General features: G+C 70.9%; 27 protein-coding genes and 1 tRNA gene. 9 read left to right on the top strand and 19 right to left on the bottom strand.

Annotated features, from left to right (window positions below; all coding sequences use genetic code 11):
* Positions 1 to 82 precede the first annotated feature (82 nt).
* Positions 83 to 391, top strand: a complete 309-nt coding sequence (locus ACWGDE_RS01945; RefSeq protein ID WP_453387003.1) for a tetratricopeptide repeat protein — start codon at positions 83 to 85, stop codon at positions 389 to 391.
* A 42-nt stretch (positions 392 to 433) separates the two neighbouring features.
* On the opposite strand, the gene ACWGDE_RS01940 is transcribed toward ACWGDE_RS01945, so the two are convergent.
* The gene (locus ACWGDE_RS01940; protein WP_453387001.1) at positions 434 to 1,258 is read right to left on the bottom strand and encodes an IclR family transcriptional regulator; all 825 of its coding nucleotides are present in this window, start codon (positions 1,256 to 1,258) and stop codon (positions 434 to 436) included.
* Positions 1,259 to 1,348: 90 nt separating this feature from the next.
* On the opposite strand from ACWGDE_RS01940, the gene ACWGDE_RS01935 reads away from it, so the two are divergent.
* Together ACWGDE_RS01935 and ACWGDE_RS01930 are read left to right on the top strand one after the other, a co-directional pair.
* Complete coding sequence (locus ACWGDE_RS01935; protein WP_453387000.1) at positions 1,349 to 1,993, top strand: bifunctional 4-hydroxy-2-oxoglutarate aldolase/2-dehydro-3-deoxy-phosphogluconate aldolase; 645 nt, start codon at positions 1,349 to 1,351, stop codon at positions 1,991 to 1,993.
* On the top strand, positions 1,990 to 3,042 hold the full coding sequence (locus ACWGDE_RS01930) for a sugar kinase (protein WP_453386999.1): 1,053 nt from the start codon (positions 1,990 to 1,992) through the stop codon (positions 3,040 to 3,042). The genes ACWGDE_RS01935 and ACWGDE_RS01930 overlap by 4 nt, the downstream gene beginning before the upstream one ends.
* A gap of 12 nt (positions 3,043 to 3,054) precedes the next feature.
* Here ACWGDE_RS01930 and ACWGDE_RS01925 read toward each other — a convergent pair whose 3' ends face one another.
* The 5 genes from ACWGDE_RS01925 to ACWGDE_RS01905 form a co-directional block, all read right to left on the bottom strand.
* Entirely contained in the window at positions 3,055 to 3,969 is a 915-nt protein-coding gene (locus ACWGDE_RS01925; protein ID WP_453386998.1) for an aldo/keto reductase, read from the bottom strand.
* Positions 3,966 to 5,159 (bottom strand): serpin family protein, encoded by a 1,194-nt coding sequence (locus ACWGDE_RS01920; RefSeq protein WP_453386997.1) that lies wholly within the window; start codon positions 5,157 to 5,159, stop codon positions 3,966 to 3,968. The genes ACWGDE_RS01925 and ACWGDE_RS01920 overlap by 4 nt, the downstream gene beginning before the upstream one ends.
* Before the next feature lie 38 nt (positions 5,160 to 5,197).
* Positions 5,198 to 6,448, bottom strand: coding sequence for a serpin family protein (locus tag ACWGDE_RS01915; protein WP_453386996.1), 1,251 nt, complete (start codon positions 6,446 to 6,448; stop codon positions 5,198 to 5,200).
* 99 nt (positions 6,449 to 6,547) lie between these two features.
* Positions 6,548 to 7,879, bottom strand: coding sequence for a glycoside hydrolase family 18 protein (locus tag ACWGDE_RS01910; protein WP_453386995.1), 1,332 nt, complete (start codon positions 7,877 to 7,879; stop codon positions 6,548 to 6,550).
* A gap of 151 nt (positions 7,880 to 8,030) precedes the next feature.
* Complete coding sequence (locus ACWGDE_RS01905; protein WP_453386994.1) at positions 8,031 to 8,543, bottom strand: DUF4352 domain-containing protein; 513 nt, start codon at positions 8,541 to 8,543, stop codon at positions 8,031 to 8,033.
* Positions 8,544 to 8,570: 27 nt separating this feature from the next.
* Here ACWGDE_RS01905 and ACWGDE_RS01900 point away from each other — a divergent pair, with 27 nt between their 5' ends.
* The 3 genes from ACWGDE_RS01900 to ACWGDE_RS01890 all read left to right on the top strand — a co-directional run bounded on the left by ACWGDE_RS01900 (position 8,571) and on the right by ACWGDE_RS01890 (position 9,473).
* Positions 8,571 to 8,705, top strand: coding sequence for a hypothetical protein (locus ACWGDE_RS01900; RefSeq protein ID WP_453386993.1), 135 nt, complete (start codon positions 8,571 to 8,573; stop codon positions 8,703 to 8,705).
* 54 nt (positions 8,706 to 8,759) lie between these two features.
* Positions 8,760 to 8,833: transfer RNA gene (locus tag ACWGDE_RS01895), tRNA-Trp, on the top strand.
* 400 nt (positions 8,834 to 9,233) lie between these two features.
* A complete protein-coding gene (locus ACWGDE_RS01890; RefSeq protein WP_453386992.1) occupies positions 9,234 to 9,473 on the top strand; it encodes a helix-turn-helix domain-containing protein in 240 nt (79 codons plus the stop codon).
* A gap of 248 nt (positions 9,474 to 9,721) precedes the next feature.
* Here ACWGDE_RS01890 and ACWGDE_RS01885 read toward each other — a convergent pair whose 3' ends face one another.
* Both ACWGDE_RS01885 and ACWGDE_RS01880 read right to left on the bottom strand, forming a co-directional pair.
* Positions 9,722 to 9,892, bottom strand: a complete 171-nt coding sequence (locus ACWGDE_RS01885; RefSeq protein WP_453386991.1) for a hypothetical protein — start codon at positions 9,890 to 9,892, stop codon at positions 9,722 to 9,724.
* The gene (locus tag ACWGDE_RS01880) at positions 9,889 to 10,110 is read right to left on the bottom strand and encodes a hypothetical protein (protein WP_453386990.1); all 222 of its coding nucleotides are present in this window, start codon (positions 10,108 to 10,110) and stop codon (positions 9,889 to 9,891) included. Before ACWGDE_RS01880 ends, ACWGDE_RS01885 begins: the two co-directional genes overlap by 4 nt.
* A gap of 191 nt (positions 10,111 to 10,301) precedes the next feature.
* Here ACWGDE_RS01880 and ACWGDE_RS01875 point away from each other — a divergent pair, with 191 nt between their 5' ends.
* Entirely contained in the window at positions 10,302 to 11,522 is a 1,221-nt protein-coding gene (locus ACWGDE_RS01875; RefSeq protein WP_453386989.1) for a transcriptional regulator, read from the top strand.
* Here the strand turns inward: ACWGDE_RS01875 and ACWGDE_RS01870 are convergent.
* The gene (locus tag ACWGDE_RS01870; RefSeq protein ID WP_453386988.1) at positions 11,503 to 12,165 is read right to left on the bottom strand and encodes an HAD family hydrolase; all 663 of its coding nucleotides are present in this window, start codon (positions 12,163 to 12,165) and stop codon (positions 11,503 to 11,505) included. The two genes, ACWGDE_RS01875 and ACWGDE_RS01870, sit on opposite strands and share 20 nt — an antisense overlap.
* 47 nt (positions 12,166 to 12,212) lie before the next feature.
* On the opposite strand from ACWGDE_RS01870, the gene ACWGDE_RS01865 reads away from it, so the two are divergent.
* Together ACWGDE_RS01865 and ACWGDE_RS01860 are read left to right on the top strand one after the other, a co-directional pair.
* Positions 12,213 to 12,368 carry a hypothetical protein gene (locus tag ACWGDE_RS01865; RefSeq protein ID WP_453386987.1) on the top strand — a complete coding sequence of 52 codons (156 nt, stop codon included), beginning with the start codon at positions 12,213 to 12,215 and terminating at the stop codon, positions 12,366 to 12,368.
* Between the two features lie 10 nt (positions 12,369 to 12,378).
* Positions 12,379 to 12,603, top strand: coding sequence for a hypothetical protein (locus ACWGDE_RS01860; RefSeq protein ID WP_453386986.1), 225 nt, complete (start codon positions 12,379 to 12,381; stop codon positions 12,601 to 12,603).
* Positions 12,604 to 13,034: 431 nt separating this feature from the next.
* On the opposite strand, the gene ACWGDE_RS01855 is transcribed toward ACWGDE_RS01860, so the two are convergent.
* The 10 genes from ACWGDE_RS01855 to ACWGDE_RS01810 all read right to left on the bottom strand — a co-directional run bounded on the left by ACWGDE_RS01855 (position 13,035) and on the right by ACWGDE_RS01810 (position 19,747).
* Entirely contained in the window at positions 13,035 to 13,520 is a 486-nt protein-coding gene (locus ACWGDE_RS01855) for an endonuclease domain-containing protein (protein ID WP_453386985.1), read from the bottom strand.
* Positions 13,521 to 13,606: 86 nt separating this feature from the next.
* Positions 13,607 to 13,711, bottom strand: coding sequence for a helix-turn-helix domain-containing protein (locus ACWGDE_RS01850; protein WP_453386984.1), 105 nt, complete (start codon positions 13,709 to 13,711; stop codon positions 13,607 to 13,609).
* Between the two features lie 22 nt (positions 13,712 to 13,733).
* Positions 13,734 to 14,441: a recombinase family protein gene (locus ACWGDE_RS01845; RefSeq protein WP_453386983.1), complete on the bottom strand. Its 708-nt coding sequence runs from the start codon at positions 14,439 to 14,441 to the stop codon at positions 13,734 to 13,736.
* A gap of 124 nt (positions 14,442 to 14,565) precedes the next feature.
* Entirely contained in the window at positions 14,566 to 14,898 is a 333-nt protein-coding gene (locus tag ACWGDE_RS01840) for a hypothetical protein (RefSeq protein ID WP_453386982.1), read from the bottom strand.
* A gap of 424 nt (positions 14,899 to 15,322) precedes the next feature.
* The gene (locus ACWGDE_RS01835) at positions 15,323 to 15,706 is read right to left on the bottom strand and encodes a hypothetical protein (RefSeq protein WP_453386981.1); all 384 of its coding nucleotides are present in this window, start codon (positions 15,704 to 15,706) and stop codon (positions 15,323 to 15,325) included.
* Positions 15,707 to 15,708: 2 nt separating this feature from the next.
* Positions 15,709 to 16,566 (bottom strand): glycoside hydrolase family 25 protein, encoded by an 858-nt coding sequence (locus ACWGDE_RS01830; protein ID WP_453386980.1) that lies wholly within the window; start codon positions 16,564 to 16,566, stop codon positions 15,709 to 15,711.
* Positions 16,567 to 16,695: 129 nt separating this feature from the next.
* Positions 16,696 to 17,025, bottom strand: a complete 330-nt coding sequence (locus ACWGDE_RS01825; RefSeq protein ID WP_453386979.1) for a hypothetical protein — start codon at positions 17,023 to 17,025, stop codon at positions 16,696 to 16,698.
* Between the two features lie 9 nt (positions 17,026 to 17,034).
* A complete protein-coding gene (locus ACWGDE_RS01820; protein WP_453386978.1) occupies positions 17,035 to 17,613 on the bottom strand; it encodes a hypothetical protein in 579 nt (192 codons plus the stop codon).
* Complete coding sequence (locus tag ACWGDE_RS01815; protein ID WP_453386977.1) at positions 17,613 to 18,695, bottom strand: hypothetical protein; 1,083 nt, start codon at positions 18,693 to 18,695, stop codon at positions 17,613 to 17,615. The genes ACWGDE_RS01820 and ACWGDE_RS01815 overlap by 1 nt, the downstream gene beginning before the upstream one ends.
* A complete protein-coding gene (locus ACWGDE_RS01810; RefSeq protein WP_453386976.1) occupies positions 18,695 to 19,747 on the bottom strand; it encodes a hypothetical protein in 1,053 nt (350 codons plus the stop codon). The genes ACWGDE_RS01815 and ACWGDE_RS01810 overlap by 1 nt, the downstream gene beginning before the upstream one ends.
* Between the last annotated feature and the right edge of the window lie 2 nt (positions 19,748 to 19,749).

The following is a 19,749-nucleotide window of genomic DNA, read 5'->3' as shown; positions in this document are numbered from 1 at the left end:
TACCGAGCGGGTTGTGGCGGGGCTGCTCGCGGAGGCGGAGGCCACCGCGGGGATGGGGCCCGACTAACCGCACACCCTCGCCATCGGGGGGTGCTGGGGGGCGCTGGCCGCCCGCGCCGGGCGCACCGCCGAGGCGGCCGAGGCCTGGGCCGCGCTGACCGCCGACCGGACCAGGGTGCTCGGCGCGGACCACCCGCACGTCTTCTACTCCCGGCTGGAGTGGGCCCGGGCCCTGACCGCCCAAGGCCGTACCGCCGAGGCCCGGGCGCTGCTGACCGGCGCGCTCGTGCGGGCCCGGAGCGTCCTGGAACCCGGGCACCGGCACCTGCGGACCGCCCGCGAGCTGCTGGCCCGGCTCGCCGAGGAGCCGGCCGGGCGCGAGGACCCGTAGGGCATCACCGGTGGCCTCCCCGGCGGTTGCCGGCCCGGCGGCTCAGAGCAGCGGGGTCAGTGCCAGCGTGGCCGCGCGCAGGGCGGGCGCGTAGGTTTCGATCTCCTCGCGGGAGACCAGGAAGGTGACGGTGGTGACGCTGACGCCGCCGATCGGGCGGCCCGTCGGCCCGAGGACCGGGGCGCCGATACAGCGGATGGTGGACTCGTTCTCCTCGTCGTCCAGCGCGAACCCCCGCGCCCGCACCGCCGCCAGCTCGGCCTCCAGGGCGTCCGCGGTGGTGATCGTGTTCGGTGTCCGGCGCGGCAGCCCCGTGGCGGCGACCAGCCGGCGGACCTCGGCCTCGGGCAGGTGGGCCAGGATGCTCTTGCCGATCGCGGTCGTGTGCAGGGGCATCCGCATGCCGATGCGCGAGGCGGTCCGGAACGGCTGGTCGCTCTCGAGCTTCCGGATGTAGGTGATGGTCTCCCCGCTGTGCAGGGCCAGGTGGACGGCCTGCCCCGTGGCCTTCTGGAGCTCGCGCAGGATCTGCTCGACACCGGCCGGCTCCCCGCCGCTGACCAGCGCGGACAGCGCGCGCAGCCGGGGGCCCGCGCCGTAGCGGCTCTCGCCCTCGGAGCGTACGAAGCCCTGCTCGATCAGCGAGGCCAGGATGCGGAAGGTGCTCGACTTGGGCACCGCGGCCGTCGTGGCCACGTCGGTGAGGCGGTGCGGGCCGCCGGGTGCGGCGACCGCCTCCAGGATGCGCATCGACTTCTCCAGGGCCGTGCCCGCCGCCGAGGTCCGTCCGCCGCGCGTGCCGCTCGCGGCATCCGAGCGCAGGGCCTCCGGGTCTCCCGGCTCCGCGTTCAGGTGCTTCTCGGGCATGGCCACGTGATCTCCGTCTGGGTAAGGTCTGCACCACGAGTTCCGGTACACGATACCAAGTTCCACTACGTGGAACAACGGGAGGGTTCTGTGTCCTGCCATCCGTACGCGGTCATCACCGCGCAGTGCCTGTTGCCGGTCCTGCGCGACGCCGACGCCGACGAGGCCGTCCGGCACACCACCGCCCTGCTCGCCGCCGGCTGCCGCGCCGTCGAACTCACCACCTCCACGCCCGGCTGGGCCGAAGCCGTCGCCCGCACCGCGCCGCTCGCCGACGCGCACGGCCGCCCCGCGCTCATCGGCGTCGGCACCGTCACCACCGCCGAGGACGCGGAGACCGCCCTCGGCGCGGGAGCCGCCTTCCTGGTCTCTCCCTACCCGGCTCCCGAGGTCCGCGAGGTCGCCGCGGCACGCGGGGCCGTCTTCATCGAAGGCGGCTTCACCCCCGGCGAGATCGCCCGGGCCGCCCGTTCCGCCGGCGCGGCCAAGGTCTTCCCCGCGCACGTCGGCGGCCCCCGGTTCATCCGCTCCCTCAAGGCCGTCCTCCCCGACGCCCTGATCATCCCGACCGGCGGCATCGCACCGGACGAGGTCCGCGAATGGCTCGCCGCCGGCGCCTCGGCGGTGGGCATAGGAAACGGCCTGCCGGCCGACCCGGCCCAACTGGCCTCCGTCTTCGCCGGCCTGGCCCGCCCGTGCTGCGCCGCCTGCACCGAGCCGGAGGGGCGACCGTGAGCGGGGGGTACGACGTCCTGGTGCTCGGGGAGGTACTGGTCGAGATCCACGCCGACACCGGCCCGCGGGGCGCCGTGGACGGCACGCCCGCCCGGATCTCCTACTCGGGCGACGCCCTCAACGCCGCGGCCGCCGCCGTCGCCGCAGGCGCCCGTACCGCCCTGCTCGCCGTCGTCGGCGAGGACGAGCTGGGCGCCCCGCTGCTGGCCCGCGCGGCCGAGCTGGGCGTGGACGTCTCCCACGTACGCCGCTCCCCGCGCCCCAACGGCGCCTACCTGCTCTCCTCCGACACCGAGGGCGACCGCGCGTTCGTGTACTGGCGCACCGGCAGCGCCGGTTCGACCCTGTCCGTGGAACACGTGGAGTCCTGGCGGGAGTTGCTGACCGGCTGCAAGGCCCTCGTCACCAGTGGCATCACCGGAGCCCTGTCACCGAGCAGCCGGGACGCCGTACTGGCCGCCGCGCGGGCCGTGCACGAGTCCGGCGGACACCTTTCCTACGACCCCAACTTCCGCTCCCGGCTCACCGGTCGGGCCGAGGCCCGCGCACTCCTGGCCGACATCGCCCCGCTGACCGGGCTGCTGAAGACCTCCTGCCCGGCCGACGCGCTGGCGCTGGTGGGCACCGACGACCCGGCCGAGGCCGCCGCCCGCTACCGGGCGCTGGGCGCGCGCAGCGTCGTGGTCACCGCGGGCGCCGGGCAACTGCTCCTGGCCGACGGGAACGCCGGCGGCGCGGACGGCGGCGGGCACGGCGGCTCCGGGGCGAGGTACCTTCCCGTCCCCGTCAATCCGGACCCCGTCGACGCGACCGGCGCCGGAGACTGCTTCACCGGCACCACCACGGCCCGGCTCGCACTGGGCGACAGCCTCGCGGACGCCGTCGCGTACGGAACGGCGGCCGCCTCCCTCTCGGTGTCCGGCCGAGGCGGCACCGGCCGCGTACCCGCCTTCACCGAGACGGCCGCCCTGGCCGCCGCCCACCGCGCCGGGCGGGCGAGCCGTGCCACGCGTGCCGAACGCGGCCCGTCTCCGCGACGGGCGCCCTGACACGGGGCACGGTCACGCCGCTTCGAGCAGCGCGATCTCCTCGGCCGACAGCCGCAGCGACCCGGCGGCGACGTTCTCCACCAGGTGGTCCGGGTTCCCGGTGCCCGGGATGGCCAGTACGTGCGCGCCCCGGCTCAGCGTCCACGCGAGGCGGAGCTGGGCCGGCGACACGCCGTGGGCCCGCGCGAGCTCCCGTACGGCCGCACCGTCCTCGGAGACCACACCGGCCTCCTTGCCCGCGCCCGCGATCGCGAAGAAGGGGACGAAGGCGATCCCCTGCTCCCCGCAGGCGTCCAGGAAGGCGTGTTCCTCGGCCGGGGAGTCGATCCCGTACGCGTTCTGCACGCACACCACGGGCGCGATGGCCCGTGCCTCGGCGAGGTGGTCGGGCCGTACGTTGGACACGCCCAGGTGCCGGATCAGCCCGGCCGTGCGCAGCTCGGCGAGGGCACCGAAGTGCTCGGCGATCGAACCGGTCTCCGCCTGGCGCGGGACCCGCAGGTTGACCACGTCCAGGTGGTCGCGGCCCAGCTGGCGCAGGTTCTCCTCGACCTGCCCGCGCAGCTGCCCGGGCGTGGCCCACCACCAGTCGCCGGACGCGTCGCGGCCCGGACCGACCTTGGTGGTGATCACCAGCTCGTCGGCGTAGGGGGCGAGGGCCCGGTTGATCAGCTCGTTGGCGGAGCGGGTCGGGGAGAAGTAGAACGCGGCGGTGTCGATGTGGTTGACGCCCAGCTCGACCGCCCGCCGGAGCACGCCCGTCACCCGGTCGCGGTCGCTGGGGGAGCCGTCGGCGAGGTGGGTGAGCCGCATCGCGCCGAAGCCGATGCGGCGGACGGCGAGGTCGCCGAGCAGCCAGGTCCCGGAATCGGCCGCGGAGACCCCGTCCGTGCTGCTCCCGGTGGTGGTGATCTTGTCGGATGTCATCGGGTGAGCGTAGCCGGGTCGGTGACCCACCCCGCGAAGAGCACCAGGCCGGAGCTCCGGTCGACGGCGAGGAAGCCGAAGGGCCGGGAGATTTCGAACTCGGCTCGGCGGACGCGGTACGGCAGCTTCCGCGGCGCGCCGCCCCGGAGCATGCCGACGGAGGTGACCGCCGCGCCCTCGAACCCCTCCGCGTGGAAGCGGGCCATGGCCGCCTGGCGGGCCGAACCGACGGCCAGCGGAGCCGCGGAGATGCCGGGGAAGTGCCCGGCCCCGCCCGCCGCGGACCGCAGCCCGAAGAGTTCGGCGTGCTCCAGCAGGTCGTGCTCCGCCTTGATCTCGAAGGCCACCGTGACGATCTGCACCACGGGCTCGGGCCGCGCCGAGTCCACCGTCCGGAGCGACAGCCCGGGCCCCGCGTCGCCGTCGGGGAGCTCGGCCGCGGTCGAGGAGGCCAGGGCGCCGGTGACTTCGGCGATCCCGGTCGTCAGCACCTCCGCCGGGCAGGCCCCGGCCTCACCGAGCAACAGGTGCACGTCCGCACCGCAGGTGCCGGGCGCGCTGGGTACGGCGAGCAGGGTGACCGGGCCGGAGCGCCCCCGGGCCACCCGGACGCGCTCGGGGAAGGCGTGGGTGACGGTCAGCCCGCGCAGCGCCCGCCCGTTCCACGGGCCCCGCAGCGGCCGGACGGGCCGTTCCGTGAACGGCTTCTCCCACTTCAGGCGCAGCGCGAGCGCGGAGGCGAGGACCAGGTCCGTGCTCCGGTCGGTCTTGACCGGCATCCTTCCGATCAGGCCGGCGGTGTGCTCGGCGGCCCAGCCGTCCAGGGCCTCGCGGTCGGTGTCCGCGTCGCCGGTCAGGGTGCCGTGGGCCCCCTCCGGGAGCCCGGCCAGCCACCGCTCCTCCAGGGGGAGGTCCCGCCGCGCCCACAGGCCGGTGGCCGCGCGCAGGCCCCGTACGCCGTCCAGCGCGGCCAGCAGCTCCCGGGCCGCCCCGGCGGCGGTGTCCGCGGGTATCCCGAGGGCCTGCTCCAGCTCGGCGCGGGCCGGTCCGTCCGCGCCGTCTGCGAGAGCGGCCAGCAGCGGCCAGACCCCGGCCGCCGTGAACACCGTGCCCTCGGCCGTGTCCGCCGGCCACTTCGCCGCCCAGCGGGCCGTCAAGCGGTTGACCGCCTCCACCGTCGAGTTCCTCATGGACGGGAGCGTACGGCGTCGATCGGAGCCGGACCGGATCAACTCCGGTCCTCCAGCTCGGCGTTCGCCCAGGCCTCCGCTTCCTCCGCCTCGTGGTCCCATTCCTCCTCCACGTACGGGAGGGGGTCCGCCACCCAGCCCGCGGCGAGGACCAGGCGGGAGGTCCGGTGGACGGCGACGAACCCGAAGGGGCGGTGGAAGGCCACTTGGGCCCGGCGGACGGTGTACCGCAGCCGGGGGATGCCGCAACCGGCAGCCATGCCGAGCGCGGTGACGGCCGCGGCCTCGAACCCCTCCGCGTGGAACCGGGCCATGGCCGACTGGCGGGCCGAGCCGACACACAGGGGATCGGTGCTGATGCCCGGGAAGTGGCCGTGCCGGTCGTCCGAGGCGGTCCGCAGCCCGAACAACTCGGCGCGCTCGAGGAGATCGTGCTCCGCCTTCACCTCGAAGGCCACCGTCTCGATGCGCAGCCAGTGCTCGGGGGACTCCGAGCGGACCCGGTCGATGCGCAGGCCCGGCCCCGGGTTCCCTTCGGGGAGCGCGCTCGCGCCCGTCGAGGGGATCGCCCGGGTGACGGCCGCGATACCGGCCTGGAGGGTCTGGGCCGGTGTGGCCTGCGGCTCGCCGAGGACGAGGTGGACGTCGACGCCGCCGTCGCCCACGACTTCCAGCAGGGTCACCGGGCCGGTAGGCGCCTGCGCCACGCGGACCCGGTCGAGGATGCTCGTATTGCGGCTCAGGCCCAGCACGGGGCCCCCGGACCAGGGGCCTTCCTCGATCCACGTGTCCCAGGAGGCGAACGGGCGGATCCACCGCATGCGCAGAGTCAGCGCGGAGGCGAGCACGAAGCGCGTGTCCTCGTCGATCTCGACCGGCATCTTCTCAATGAGGCCGTCGGTGCGGTCGGATGCCCAACTGTCCAAGGTCTTGCGATCGGTGTCCTCGTCGCCGGTCAGGACGCCCCGGGTGCCTTCGGGAAGCCGGTCCGTCCACCGTTCCTCCAGGGGGAGTTCCCGTCGCGCCCACAGGCCCGTGGCCGCGCGCAGGCCCCGTACGCCGTCCAGTCCGGCCAGCAGGTCCCGTGCTGCCTCTGCGGCTTCGTCGGCGGATATGCCGAGCGCTTCGGCGAGTTCGGTGCGGGCGGGGCCGTCGGCGCCGTCGGCGATCAGGGCCAGCAGCGGCCAGACCCCCGCCGCCGTGAGCACCGTGCCCGTGCCGTCCGTCGCCGCGTGTCCGGCCCAGCGCGTGGTGAGCGAGTTGACCGCCCGTACCGTCGAGATCCTCATGAGCGGGAGATTACGGGTTGGGGCGCCGCCGGGACGGGTCAATTTCCGCGGCCCGGCGGCGCTGTTCGGGGGTTCGGCGTGCGGTGCGTACCGAACCGGTCAGTGACCGCGCAGGCCCTGGTCGACCGCGGTCATCAGCTCGCCGTCGGCGGTGTCCGCGTCCAGGGACCAGAACATCGCGCCGCCGAGGCCCTGTTCGCGGATGTAGCGGGTCTTGGTGCGCAGCACCTGCGGGTCGTCGTACGTCCACAGGGTGGTGCCGTCGAACAGCCAGGCGCTGCCGGCGCGACGGTCCCGGTACACCTTGTAGGTACCCGAATCCGCCAACTTCTTCAGTGCCTTGTAGTCCTCGTACCCGGCCGACCAGGTGGCCGGGGCCGGGCCCGTCGCGGGCTGGCCCATGCCGTCCCCGCCGCCGCTGACACCGGTCCAGCCCTGTCCGTAGAAGGGCATGCCCATCACCAGCTTGTGCGCGGGCGCGCCGCGCCGCTTCCAGGCGTCGACCGTTCCGTCGACGCTGAAGTCGTCGCGGGCGTACAGCGCGGACTGCTGGGCGGTGGTCTTCTCCCCGGAGACGTGGAAGTCGTAGCCCTGGAGGGTCACGAAGTCGAGGTCGCGCATGATCCGGCGGACGTCGAAGCCCGCGTCGATCTTGGCGGGGGCGGTCGGGACGAAGGCGGTCAGCTCGTACGTGGACTTCCGCTTCTGGCTGCGCGCGTAGGCGTCGAGCTGGGTGCGGAACTCACTGACCAGTGCCGCGAAGTTCTTCTTGTCCTCGGGGCGGTAGGTGGTGTCGGAGTCGCCGGCCGAGCCGGGCCACTCCCAGTCCAGGTCGATGCCGTCGAAGATCCCTGCGGCCGAACCCGCGCCGCCGCGGGTGCCGTCCTGCGGGAGGTTGCCCTTGATGTACAGGTCGATGCAGGACGCGACGAGCGCCTTGCGGGAGGCCGGGGTGAGTGCGGCGTCCGAGAAGTGCGTGGACCAGCTCCAACCGCCCAGCGAGAGCAGGACCTTGAGACCCGGGTGCTTGGCCTTGAGCTCGCGCAGCTGGTTGAAGTTGCCGGCGACCGGCTGTTCCCAGTCGTCGGCGACCCCGTCCACGGAGTTCTCCGCGTCCAGCGGGCGGACGTAGTCCGCCCAGGCGTCGGCCTCGCCGGGGATGTTGCCGGTGAAGCACTTTCCGTCCGCGCTGATGTTGCCGAAGGCGTAGTTGATGTGCGTGAGCTTGCTCGCGCTGCCGTTCTTCTCCAGGTCCTGGACCTGGAAGTCGCGCCCGTAGACGCCCCATTGGGTGAAGTAGCCGACCCTCTTGTACGAGCGGTCGTGCCCCTGGCCGTCGTGGCCGGAGTCTTCGTGGGCGGGGGCGAAGGCGGTCAGCAGGGAGAGGGAGCAGGCGGCGACGGCCAGCCTGCCGAGCATGCTGCGGCGCATGGGCTTCCTTTGCGGATGCGGTGAATGGTGCCGGGGCGCGTGCGCTGTGCATGCGGAAACTATTGGTCTGGACCAGAGCGGGTCAAGGGGGCGGGGGAGATCGGCCGGGGGCTGCGGCCGGCCGGGCGGCCCGGTGGGCGGCGGGGAGCGGTCAGGACAGGCTCCAGTGCCCGACGTCGTGGGCGAGGCCGCGGTTCAGCGCGAACTGGACCGCGGCGAGGGCCGCGTCCCGCGGCAGCCGGAAGGTGACGAACCCGTCCGCCGAGTCGCCGGGGTTCAGGGTCACGGTGTCGGGGAAGGCGGCGCCCGCGTCGGTCGACCTGTTGAGGCCGGTGAAGCGCCGGCCCCGGGAGTCCAGCAGATGCGCGGCGGGCGCGGGGTTGTCCTCGTACACGGCGGTCCCGGTGTTCTCCAGGAGCAGCCGTACGGAGACCAGCCGGTCCGTGTCGCCGGGCGCGGGGCCGCTCGCCGGGTCGACCACCTGCGTGAGGGTCACGTCCAGCCGCTCGCCCGGCGCGTCCCCGGAGAGGGAGACGGTCTCGCCTGAGCCGTCCGGTCCCGGCCCCGGGCCCGCGCCCGCTCCCGGCGGGGCGGGGCCGAGGAGCAGGGCCGCCAGGAGGAGGGGAAGGGCGGCCCGGACGCGTGCGGAGGCTCCACGGCTCACACCGCCCACGATCCTCCGCGCGGGCCGGTGCCGCCACCGATACCGACCGCCCTCGGCCTCGCCGTGGACTGGCCCGCGCACCACCCGCGCACCGCCGAGGTGATCCGCACCCTCGCCGTCGCCGCCGACCCGGGCGCGGACGCCGAATTTCCCCACCGTTGACCGCTGAATTGAGTGGATCTTTGGTGCGCGTCATGGCATGGTTGGTCCCACCGAAGGGGTGTAGCTCAGCTGGTCAGAGCGCTGGTCTCCAAAACCAGATGTCGCAGGTTCGAATCCTGCCGCCCCTGCATCGTTGAACAGCGGTTTCGTGGATAACGCCCAGGTGAGAGCCAGTCTCTCGTCTGGGCGTTGTTGTTTGCCTGGAATCTGCTGGTGGTCTGCCGGACTCTGCCGGAGCCTGTTCGGCGAGTCTCATCCCCTAAATATCGCCTATGGAATCCGGCGATACGTGCAGGTCGGCCCAGGTGTGCGACGGCCCCCTCGATGCGTCTCGAGGGGGCCGTCGTGTGCCGGGTCGCGGGCGATGGCCCCACAGCCTCCCGACGCCCGGCACGTTCTTGAGAGGTCCCAGCGGACCCCGTGTGGGTTGATGGACAGGTCGCCCTTTCGCTCGACCGATCCGTATTGATCACAAGATGCTTCAATTCTGCTGCTGACAAGTTGATCTTGTTGAGCTGACCTGGGCTGGTGTCAGGTGATCAAGATCAATGGATTCGTGAAGCTCAGATAGCCCTGGGCGACCGCGTCCGTGTAGCGCGGCTTCAGGAGAACCTGACGCAGGAGCGACTGGCCGAGCGGGCCGGCGTCGACAGGTCCACCATCCAGCGCATCGAGCGCGGCACGACGGACGCAAAGTTCAGCAACCTCATGCGCATCGCCTGCGTCCTCCGCGTCTCGGTGAAGAGTTTGCTGCCGCCAAACACGTAAGTGACCTTTCGGCCACTCGGTGTGATTGCCTCAGTCTGCCTGTCTCATGCACGTGTCGCCAGGGGCTTCGCAGATATATGCATGAGCATCCGTCCCGCGACCTGCGAATACGTCACCAACAGTCAGGCTCTACCGGGTGGTTGAGTCGTGACGGATCGAACAAGTGCCCGAAAGTTTCGCACAGTGAACGTGGCGTGACTGGCTGGTACCCGCCTCTCCCGCTGCCGCCGCGGCAGGAGAGGCGGGAGCTAGGGGCGGCGACGGGGCTTGGCCGTCAGCTTCTTCTCCGGTACCGGGCACTGGCCAACTGGGTGCGCGAAGTCGTTGGGACGTACCCCGCTCGCACTGTGCCGCACGATCTCGTCGTACTCCCCGAAGATGGCCTGCTGGCATTCGCAGCAGATCCGGCCGGCGGTCATGGCGCGGTCCCGTGCTGGGGGCAGGCGCGAGGAAACCAGCGGATGATGCTGCCGCCTCGTTTGGCGGGGCGCTCGCCGAGGTCGATGGCGTTGCCGTTGTCGAGGCGGACGGCGCAGTAGACGCAGGCGGCCCCGCGGACTTGGTCTTCGGAAAGGCCGCCTATGGCGGGAAGGGGCGGCGTCTGGGTGTCGGTGGGCTTGTCTGTGCGGGTTGCCACGGCGGTCTCCCTGCCGGTGTCAGCGGGTGGTGGTGCAAAGCGTGGCCTCTAAGCGGACCCAAGGCGAGGACATCGAGCGGCCTCTTCCTGGCCGCAATGCGGACGTTTGAGGACTCGTGTGGGTGATGCGTGGCCTGGTAGCGGTCCGGCTGCCAGACTTGCCACCGCCCCTACGACGTATGGAGGTTGGGATGTCCCGACCGCAAGGCAATGCGCGCCTCAGGGCGGCGCGGCAAGCAGCCGGGTACCGGTCGCAGCAGGATCTGGCTGACGCTCTCGCAGCTCGAGGCCTGAGCGTCAGCGCTCGCCAGGTGCGGCGCTGGGAGTCCGACGCGCCGCCACTTCCGTACCCAGACCTGCAGCGTGCCCTGGTCGAGATCCTTGGGGTGGCCAGCCTTGAGGAGCTGGGCTTCGCCGGGCCGCCAGCCGCTGCTGATGCTGGCCGTATCCTGCGGACTCCGCCGTCGGCGCCGATGGCCGTGCCGAATGCGGTCCAGCCTGCGAGTGCGGCTTCGGCGTTCGCCGCGGTGACCCGCGCGCACCGGCGCCTGTACTGGACGGTGGCCCCCGCGACGCTGCACCCGTCGGTGGCGGCACATGCTGCGCTGGGTGCCGCGCTGCTGCCGGCGACGTCGGGGGTCATCCGGCGGACTGTCGGGTCGGCGCTCGCCGAAAGCTACCTCCTCGCCGGCCGCATCGAGTTCTTCGACCTCACCGAGCACGGCCGGGCGCGGGACACATGGCTTCGCGCACTGCAGGCGGCCGGGGATGTAGACGACGCGCTGCTCGGGGCGGCGATCCTCGCCCACACCGCGTTTGTCCCGGGCTGGGGCGGCGACCGTGCGGGTGCCGTGGAGCGGATGGCGATGGCCCGGACGTCCGCCCGCCGCGGTCCGGCGTCCGCCGAGCTGCTGGCCTGGCTGGACGCCGTCGAGGCCGAGTGTGAGACCCGATGCGGCAATACGCGGACGGCCCTGAACCTGTACGCGCATGCTGAGGACATCCTGGCTGCGGGCAGCGACAACAACACCCCGGAGTGGATGGACTGGTTCAGCGCCGTCCGCCTGGCCTGCTTCAAGGGGAACACCCAGTTGGTGGCGGGGCATCTGCCGCAGGCTCGGGAGACGCTCCTCGGGGTCCTGGAAGGGCTGCCGGTGGACTCTGACAAGCAGCGGACCGTCGTGCTCGGCGACCTGGCCGCCGTCGAGGCCGCGGCGGGTCAGCCGGAGGCGGCCTGCGAGTACGCGGTCCGCGCCCTGGATCTGCTTGAGGTGCACTGGTACGCGACGGGCATGGAGCGGGTTCGTGAGGTGCGGCGCGAGCTCGCCCCGTGGCAGGGCGAGCCGTGCGTCCGCGCTCTCGATGACCGGCTCTTCAGCTGGGGTGCGATGCTCAGCGCTCTCGCGAATTGAACTCTGCGATCAGCGTAGGGAGCTCGAGGAGGCTGTCGACCCGGAAGGTCGGCAGCTTCTTTGCTTCCTCGGTGTCCCACTGGATGGTGGCCCAGGGGCCGCGGCGGATGAGCGCGGTGTGCATGCCGGCCTGGGCGCCGGGGCGGAGGTCGTTGTCGACGCGGTCGCCGACGTACAGGATCTCGTCGTTGCTGTAGGGGACGACCGCGGCGACACGCTCGAAGAACTCCGGGTCGGGCTTGCTGGCGCCCCAGTCGTCTGAGGTGCCGATCAGGTCGACATCCTTGGTGAAGAGCTGGCGCAAGATCCCGCCCGCCCGCACCGTCTGATTGCCCGCGATGGCGAGCCACAGCCCGTCGGCTCGGAGCTTGGCGAGGGCAGGCCGGACGTCTGGGTACAGGTCGCTCTCGTCGAAGTGCTCGGGCTTGCCGGCGGCGGCGCGCGCCTCGCGTTCGGCGGTCAGGTCGAAGCCCGGCTTGAAGGGCTGGAAGACCTCGCGGTAGTCGCGGCCCTGGGCGATGACGGCGCCGAACATGGCGGCGAAGGTGTGGCGGGGAACGCCGAGCCAGTCGGCCCAAGTGCCGTACTCGCGGGTCTCGTCGACCAGGCACTCACCAACATCGAAAACGACAGCTTGAATCATGGCCACACCCTACGACCGTGTGGGCGCCGCTCGATATCCTGTGCGGCATGTCCCCCTCCCCTGCCGTCCCGGCTGCCGCGCGCTCTGCGGCCGACGTCAACGAGGCGATACGCCAGCTCGTTGCCGGGGGTGGGGCGGGCTCGGACGAGTACCGGGAGCTGCTTGCCGAGTGGCTGCGGGCGAGCGTCGTACCGGCGGCTTAGGATCCGCCGGGTGGCAATCGAACTCACCGACGAACTCATCCAACTCCAGCGCGCGGCCAACGAGGCCCGGAAGCAGGCGACAGCGGGCGCCTACAGTGCGGAGGCGTGGCGACCGTGGCATGAGGCTGTCGACGCGGTCCATGCCGCGGTGACCGAGCACGCGAAGGCGACCAGGCAGAACCGGTATGAGGTGGAGATGGCCGTGAAGCAGGCGGCCCGCGAGGCCGCGGCCTGACGCACGTCTGCCCCGCCGGGCGCTGTTCCGGTGGGGCAGATCCGTGCAGCGAGGCAGCCCGCCTCAACCCTTGAATGGGATTGCTCTGACTGTACGACGGGCCACTGACAATCAGGCCGGACGCGAAGAAGCCCCCACCCGAAGGTGGGGGCCACGTGGCACAGGAGTCATCCACTTGCCCGAAGGCTCGGCGGGCTACCTCTCAAACAGCGCGGAGCATGAGCGCCGGGTCTCGCACCCGGATGCCGCACCCAGTGTGGCACGAGGCGCCGACAACGGGCAGCGTGGTCGGCTTGCGGATTGAGCGCGGCCGGAACCGCAAGGATGTGCTCCTACTTGAAGCCTGCTTGCAGCTTGGAGTCTCCGAATAGGAGCGCCTCCTAACGACCCCCTGAGTTAGGAGGTGGCAGCGCATAACGTTGGGCTACTCGCTACAGGCCGATATCCTCGGACGCAGCGTCGGTCCAGGCGTCAGCTTCCGATAGCGCTGGCTGGGGCTTGGCGTAGTCCTTGGCGAAGGGGTCCCAGTACCGAAGGCGCAGGCCGAGGATGGCCGTCGGATGGCGCTCTCGGTACTTGGCGAACGGTCCTTCCGTTTCCCTCGCGTAAATACCCTCCCTGGTGTTGCAGCTGGTGCACAGGTAGCCGCGGGTCAGGCCAGTGGTGTGATCGTGGTCTTCGACGAGGTAGGCGGCGCGGCCGCATATCGCGCAGCGGTCGGCGTGCCACTCGTACAGGATCTGGGACTGCTCTACCTCGATGGTGGTGATTACGCCGACCGCAGGCCAGCGCCAGCAGGCCGGCTCCTGTTCGAAGAACCACTTCCAGGAGGCTTCGGTTCGCGCTGCGCGATCCCGGACAGCTTCGTCGTACACCTCGCGTTCTGCCGGGGTGAGGTGGGCGAGGCACGAGAGCACGCGTGGAACGCTCTTCGGTATGTCCCAGTAGGCCAGGACGTGTTGCCGACAGATTCCAGCCCGTTTGGTAAGCCTTCCGCACATCTTCACGCCTTCTCCAAGTGGCGGTAGATGGTGGGTCGGCTGACGCCGAACTCGTCGGCGATCTGCTGAACGGTGTGCTTGCGCAGTGATGAGGTGTCGTACTTCATGCCGCTCCTTCGGACTGAGAGCTCAGTTAAGGCCGGCGCGCTGGCACACGGCGCGCACGACCATGGGGTGCCACCGGTCTGCACGGCGCGGGCTATGCCCTGCGCCGTGGAGCGCCTCGCAGATCTGACGATACGACTTCCCTGCCCGGCGGAGGCTGAGCATCAGGGCGTGGGCGGCCTCCTCGTCCGGGTTGAGTCCCGCGTCGCGCTCGCGGCCTTCGCCGACGCCGTGGGTGCCGTAGGCGTATGCACCGACATGCTTCTTACCCGCGAGGCCCTTGGCCGCCCGCCCGTCGCGGAGCCGCTTAACGACCATGCGGCGGTCAAGTTCGGCAAACACGCCCACGACCTGACGCATTGCCGTGCGCATGGGGTCGTCCGGATCGTCTCGGACGATCTCGCCGGCGTCCGCAGCGAAGATGCGGCCACCGTCTCGCCAGACGATCGCAAGGGTTGCTTCCTGAACGGTGAGCGCTCGAGCAAGTCGGTCGAGTCGCGGGATGAGGAGTCCATCCACTTCGCGCTCCCGAATCGCTAGCAACGCCTCCGAGAGACCTGGCCGATCCACGGCTTCCGTGGCGCCGCTCACGCCCTCTTCGCGAATGAGGTTCAGGATGCGGTGGCCGTTGACCTTGGCCCACGCCTTGACGGCCTGCTCCTGGACGCCGAGGCCGTATCCGTCGGAGACCTGACCGGCTGTACTCACGCGGACATAAGCGACAAGCTTCACCGGCCAACTCCCCAATCCTGTCAGTCTTTCCGTGGAAAAGCTTACAGTGCAGGTCACGAGGAAGTCAGGGAAACGACAAAGACCCCCACCGCCGTAGCGGTGGGGGCTGCTCGCACTCCAGTTCTCACACGTCGATGTGGTGGAGGTAGTCGCGGACGCGCTCCGACATCGGAGGCGGTGCCGGCGGCTCCATGCCGGCCTTCCGGATGTACGCGACGAGGGAGCGGACGCGCAGCACCAGGTAGTTGAGGGCTTCGGCCTGGTCGCCGACGAGCTGCCGCTGGTCGTCCATCTCGGACTTGAGCTCGTCGATCCGCTCGTTCAGTGCGTCCTTGACGACGGTGAAGTCGTCGCGTTTCTCTTGCCTGGGCGTCCGCCGGGCGGCGCGTGCTGCCCACACGCCGCACAGTCCGGTCGCGACCGATACGCCCACCGACGTCCAGGTCTCAGCACTCATACGGAGGCTCCGCTCGCTTCCGCCGGGGCGGTTCTGCCCACCCCAGCACCACCATGATTGGGACGGTGATTGCCGCCCAAACTGCTGCTGCCGCCCAGCCGCGGGGGTAGACCCCGAGGAGCCAGGAGGCCAGATAGGTCGCCATCCAGGGCACTACGACGAGTACCAGGGAGACGAAGCCAGCAGCGTCACGGCCCGGCGGAGCCCACGCGCTTACCAATGCGATCAGTCCAGCGGCGATCCAGCACCACGCCCACACGGTGAGCGGCATCAAAGCCAGGGCGACATGCAGCCCCCGCTGGTCGGGTTGCGGCTGGACGATCTGCCCCCAGCCGACGAGCAGCCACACGATGCCGTAGCAGGTGAGGATGGTGCCGCGGCGGCCCAGCCTGCGCTTGAGCCGCCGGACCGCACGGCACCGCACCTACACCGCCTGCGGAGCGCGCGGCCCGATGAGGCTGCTCTCCTCGACCGGCAGCCGGGTCACGGGCGCCTCAACCTGACCGTGCGAGACGACGGCGAGGACTGCGGAGACGAGAGACATCCAACCGGCCTGCTCGGTCGCGGACATGTCCAGGCCGAAGCCGACGAAGAGCGCCAGGCCGGCCTGTGACAGCTGAAGGATCGCGGCCCCGGCCGCGCCCGTCTTCAGGACCACGGCGGACGCCACGGCGACGAGGCAGGCGAGGACGGTGTTGATCAGGGTCTGCTGGGCGTCCGAGACGTCCAGGCCGTAGGCGGAGGCCAGCTTCAGGGCGACCGCGATTACAGCGAGGATGTAGACGGGCTCACGTCCGAAGATGCGCATGGTCAGACCGCCTTCGGGGTCTCGACGGTGACCTTCACCTTGAGCGTGCCGTCCGAGATGGCCGCTGCGATCTGCGCCGGAGTGAGCTTGGCGTCGGCGATCGCCCTCAGGGTCTGAGCCTGGAAAACGTCCTGCCAGACGAGCCACCAGAAGGCCGACTTGGAGGAGCCGGTCGGGGATCCGTCCCCGTTGTACTCCGGCAGGTTGTAGTTCCAGACGGCTTCGGCAACGGCCTGGATTTCGGCAGGGGTCACGATGTCCTCCTGTGAGGGCGGGGTGTCGGATGAGAGGGCCCAGTCGCGGAGCGCCGCGCGGCTGGGGAGGTGACAGTAATTCGTGTCGACGGGGCTGGCCTTGTACTGGTGGAAGAGCCAGGGGGCCTTGATCCCGGGGTCGCCTGCAGGGCGGCCGGCGGTGGCGATCCACAGGAAGTCGCCGTAGTTGCCGGTAGTGTCGACGTTCTTCCAGTAGTCGACGTTGCAGTACATGCCGACGCGGTGGCGCGGCATCCGCGTCTTGACGTACTGGAGCCATTCCTCCTTGTAGGCGAGCTGGCGGGCCTTGGAGACGCCCTGGTTGGCGTTGTCGTAGCCCTCCCAGTCGAGGACGATGATGTCGTCGGCCTGCCAGCTGACCTGCCGGAGGAAGAAGTCGGCCTCCTTCGTCGGGTCGTTGGCCATGTGGGGGTAGTGGTAGGCGCCCCACATGAGGCCGGTGCTTTTGGCGTGGTCGCGCTGGCGGGTCCACCTCGGGTTGACGTAATCGAGGCCCTCCGTGACCTTGCCGATGACGAAGTCGATGCCGGCGACGCTGGGTTCGAACGGCTGGTAGGACGCCCAGTCCTGTCCATAGATGCCCATCAGGTGCCTCCAGGCGGCGAGAAAGTGATCATCGGGTCTTCTCCCGGTTCCGGCCCCGGAGCGGGGACGGCTGATGGGAGGCCGGTCCGGCGAACGGAGCCCCGGACAACGCGGTCCGGGGCTGAGTGCTCAGGTGGTGGGGATGAGGGTGGCGAGCCATTCCAGGTGGCCGATCGCAACCACTGCCGCCTGCTCGACGGCGGTCTTCACGATTTGCGGGTTCGGCGTCCACGTGGTACCGGTGTAGGCCGGCAGGGAGACCAGCGCGAGCTGCGCGGTCATGGTCCAGTCGGGGCTCATGACGACGATCTGGGCGTTCACCGTGGGAGTGTCGCGGCGGCTGGGTTCGGCGTCGGCTATCCAGACGGTCACAGACAGGCCCTGCTCGATGACCGGGTCGATGGCGCGGCCCATGTAGTCGAGGGCGATGCCCCACGGCTCGGTCGGGTCGGGGATCACGTGGTCTCCCTAGGATTGGCGGCCCCACAGGCCGTGGGACCAGAGGGTGCACGTACCCGCGCCCGCGGTCCGTTGGACCTGCAGAAACAGCAGCCCGTTCTGGCCAAAGGACAGTCCGTGGGCGACGGCGTCGACCGTGTAGCTGGCGGCCACCTCTGCGGCGGAGGCGGTCAGCGTCGAGCCGAGCTGGACCTGGACGGTTCCTACCTCGAGCATCAGCCGGGCCTGGCACGTCGTCGTCGAGGGCGCCGACAGGGTGTACTCGGCGAAGATCGTGGGGTTCTGGGCGTGCCAGGTGCCGCGGTAGACGCTGGTCCAGCTGGTGGCCGTGAAAGAGATGCTGGGCGTCATGGGAATGGGCAGCCAGGGGCGGCCAAGTCCCCACGTGTTGGCGTCCTCGCTGAGGATCGTGTTGCCCGACCGGTCGTGCCACGCCCAGGTATCGCCGATGGTGGCGGCGGTGGTCCCATCCGACCGGCGCAGTCTGGGCATGAGGTTGGCGGCGCGTTCGGCGAGCTCGCGTCGGACGCCGGCGAGGGTGCGTCCGACGTCGGACAACTGGCTGGGAAACTGGTCCTGCCTGCGCATCAGTCCTCCAGCAGGATCGGCGTGAGCTTGTCGGCGGCGGCATCCAGTTCCCACCCCCAGGCGCGGGCGGTGACAAGGACGCCGGCCGGGTGCCGCGGCGAAACTCCAGCGGCGACGGCGAGGGTGATGGAATCGCCGAGCGCCCAGTCGGTACCCAGACGCGGGGCCGCAGAGGCGGCGGCCTGCAGCGTCCATGCCCGGGAGCCGGTACGCATCAGGGCGAGGCTCGCGGCGGCGTGCGCGTCGAGCTGGGTCTCGTCTGTGACGCCGGCGCCTGGGCTGTAGCGGTACTCCCACAGCGACCAGCCGGCAGCAAGGAGGTCGTCGGCGGTGTGGACGCTGCTGGTGGCCCGGCCGCCTCCTTGGCTGTCGCCTCGGGCGATGACCTGCGTGGCGCCCCGATCATGCTCGTAGCTTTCGGTGAGGCTGTAGTCGGCGACGCAGCCTGGCATGTCAAAGACCGTCGCCGGAATTTCGGGCTGGATGCCGATCTTGGGGTGGATGCGAAGGATCAGCTCGACGCTGGTCTGTCCGGCGTCCGCCCAGGCGGTGTCGACGGTCCATTCGGGGGCGCCGTCCTGGCCGTCCAGCTCCTGAAGCACGGAGAGGACGGACTTATCGTCCTCGTCGGCCACCGCGTAGGCCATCGTTGAGCCGGTGGCGACGTCGTCGATGACGAACGGCGGCCCCTGCGTGAGCAGGACCCCGGCCACGCCGGCCATCACCGTGGACCGATCGACGCCAGTGCCGGTGTATGCGGCGTACCGGCGGCCCAAGTAGCACTCGCTGGATGCGGCGGCGAACGTCACCGTGTTGGAGGAGCCGCCGACGCGCGGCAGCGGGATGCCTGACCACAGCGGTACGGCGGTCGCCCTGTCGATGGCGACGAGCAGGGTACGGGCCGGGTCGGTTGCCGCCTCCCACTCGCGGGGGGCGCCGGCGAGGGCCAGGGACAGGCTGGTGTTGGTGACTGATCCGATCCGCCGGGAAAGGGGCCCCGTGGCCCGCATGGCTGGCAGTTCCTCCGCGATTCGGCCGGTCCGCAGATCGCACGCCAGCCATGTGATCTCGACAGCCGCCATCAGCTGGCTGCCTCATACGTGATGGACCACGTGAGGCTGTTCCCGTTCGCCGCCGCGACAGGTACGAGGTTGGTGACGTTGGAGAAGGCTTTGGCGGCGGTGTCCGTCTTCACGACGAAGGCCAGCCCGGTGGAGCCCACGGTGAGGCTCTGGCCGGCGTAATCGTTGTCGCCCGATTTGAAGTAGCTTGCGGTGCCACGCCATGCCGGGAAGCCCGCGCCTGAAGCCGCCGCGACCGGCAGAGACATCTGCCAGACGCCGGTGCCCCCGTTGGATGTGCTGCCAAGGTCTACCGTTCCCACCCAGGTGACCATGCGGCCAACGCGGGCCCAGCGGGTTGTCAACGTTCCGTTGCCCAACGTGGGGTTGGTGGTGCTCGCCGTCCACGTCGGCGTATATGCGCTCCATATGCCTTGGGGCTGCCAGACGGATCCGGACCAGATCTCCAAGACCCCGCTCACCGTGTTGTAGCGAACCTGGCCGGCGTACAGGCCTGACGCAGCGATGTCCGCGGCCAGCGAGACGGGCAGGATGCCGCCCGGGGCTACGGTCACCTGCCGCACCGCGCTGGAGACCGTAGCCGCACCAGTGCCGCCGCCGCCCGTGGAGGGGACGGTGATCGTGGCGAGGGGGATATAGATCTCGGTGGCGCCCGGCGTCGGAGCGACAGGCGACGCCGAGGCGGTACCCGCGAGATAGACCGTGTCGGCCTTCCGGAGGCCGCTCGAGTCGACAGACGTGTCCCACACGCGCAGATAGACCAAGTCGATGCGGCTGAACGTCGCGTTGGCGGCGGTCAGTGTGCCCGGCGATGTCGCGGCGAGCTGTGCCCGGTACACGGCCTGTGTCGACCGGTAGAGCGTGGCGGTGCCTGCGGTGACGTTGACGGTGGTGCCGGCCAGGCTTACGTCCAGCCCTGGGTCTCCGGGGCGAATACCCGCGCGCGAGCCGAGGGCTGTGCCGTCGGCCATGACCAGCGCCGAGTCCATCTTGCGGAGCTCGGTCTCGTCGTAGGAGAGCGACGGGAGCCAGAGCGGATCGGTGCTGGCCACAG

It is taken from the genome of Streptomyces sp. NPDC054956 (genome assembly GCF_053609185.1).
The sequence above is the reverse complement of the archived record's forward strand: the minus strand, read 5'-3'. Positions and strand labels throughout refer to the sequence as shown.

Coding starts and splice junctions, on each gene's coding strand:
- ACWGDE_RS01915 (WP_453386996.1), bottom strand. CDS start 6,448: ATGAGGATCTCGACGGTACGGGCGGTCAACTCGCTCACCACGCGCTGG.
- ACWGDE_RS01815 (WP_453386977.1), bottom strand. CDS start 18,695: ATGGCGGCTGTCGAGATCACATGGCTGGCGTGCGATCTGCGGACCGGC.
- ACWGDE_RS01865 (WP_453386987.1), top strand. CDS start 12,213: ATGTCCCCCTCCCCTGCCGTCCCGGCTGCCGCGCGCTCTGCGGCCGAC.
- ACWGDE_RS01835 (WP_453386981.1), bottom strand. CDS start 15,706: ATGCGCATCTTCGGACGTGAGCCCGTCTACATCCTCGCTGTAATCGCG.
- ACWGDE_RS01830 (WP_453386980.1), bottom strand. CDS start 16,566: ATGGGCATCTATGGACAGGACTGGGCGTCCTACCAGCCGTTCGAACCC.
- ACWGDE_RS01940 (WP_453387001.1), bottom strand. CDS start 1,258: ATGCCCGAGAAGCACCTGAACGCGGAGCCGGGAGACCCGGAGGCCCTG.
- ACWGDE_RS01850 (WP_453386984.1), bottom strand. CDS start 13,711: ATGAAGTACGACACCTCATCACTGCGCAAGCACACCGTTCAGCAGATC.
- ACWGDE_RS01820 (WP_453386978.1), bottom strand. CDS start 17,613: ATGCGCAGGCAGGACCAGTTTCCCAGCCAGTTGTCCGACGTCGGACGC.
- ACWGDE_RS01910 (WP_453386995.1), bottom strand. CDS start 7,879: ATGCGCCGCAGCATGCTCGGCAGGCTGGCCGTCGCCGCCTGCTCCCTC.
- ACWGDE_RS01885 (WP_453386991.1), bottom strand. CDS start 9,892: ATGACCGCCGGCCGGATCTGCTGCGAATGCCAGCAGGCCATCTTCGGG.
- ACWGDE_RS01925 (WP_453386998.1), bottom strand. CDS start 3,969: ATGACATCCGACAAGATCACCACCACCGGGAGCAGCACGGACGGGGTC.
- ACWGDE_RS01870 (WP_453386988.1), bottom strand. CDS start 12,165: ATGATTCAAGCTGTCGTTTTCGATGTTGGTGAGTGCCTGGTCGACGAG.
- ACWGDE_RS01920 (WP_453386997.1), bottom strand. CDS start 5,159: ATGAGGAACTCGACGGTGGAGGCGGTCAACCGCTTGACGGCCCGCTGG.
- ACWGDE_RS01840 (WP_453386982.1), bottom strand. CDS start 14,898: ATGAGTGCTGAGACCTGGACGTCGGTGGGCGTATCGGTCGCGACCGGA.
- ACWGDE_RS01875 (WP_453386989.1), top strand. CDS start 10,302: ATGTCCCGACCGCAAGGCAATGCGCGCCTCAGGGCGGCGCGGCAAGCA.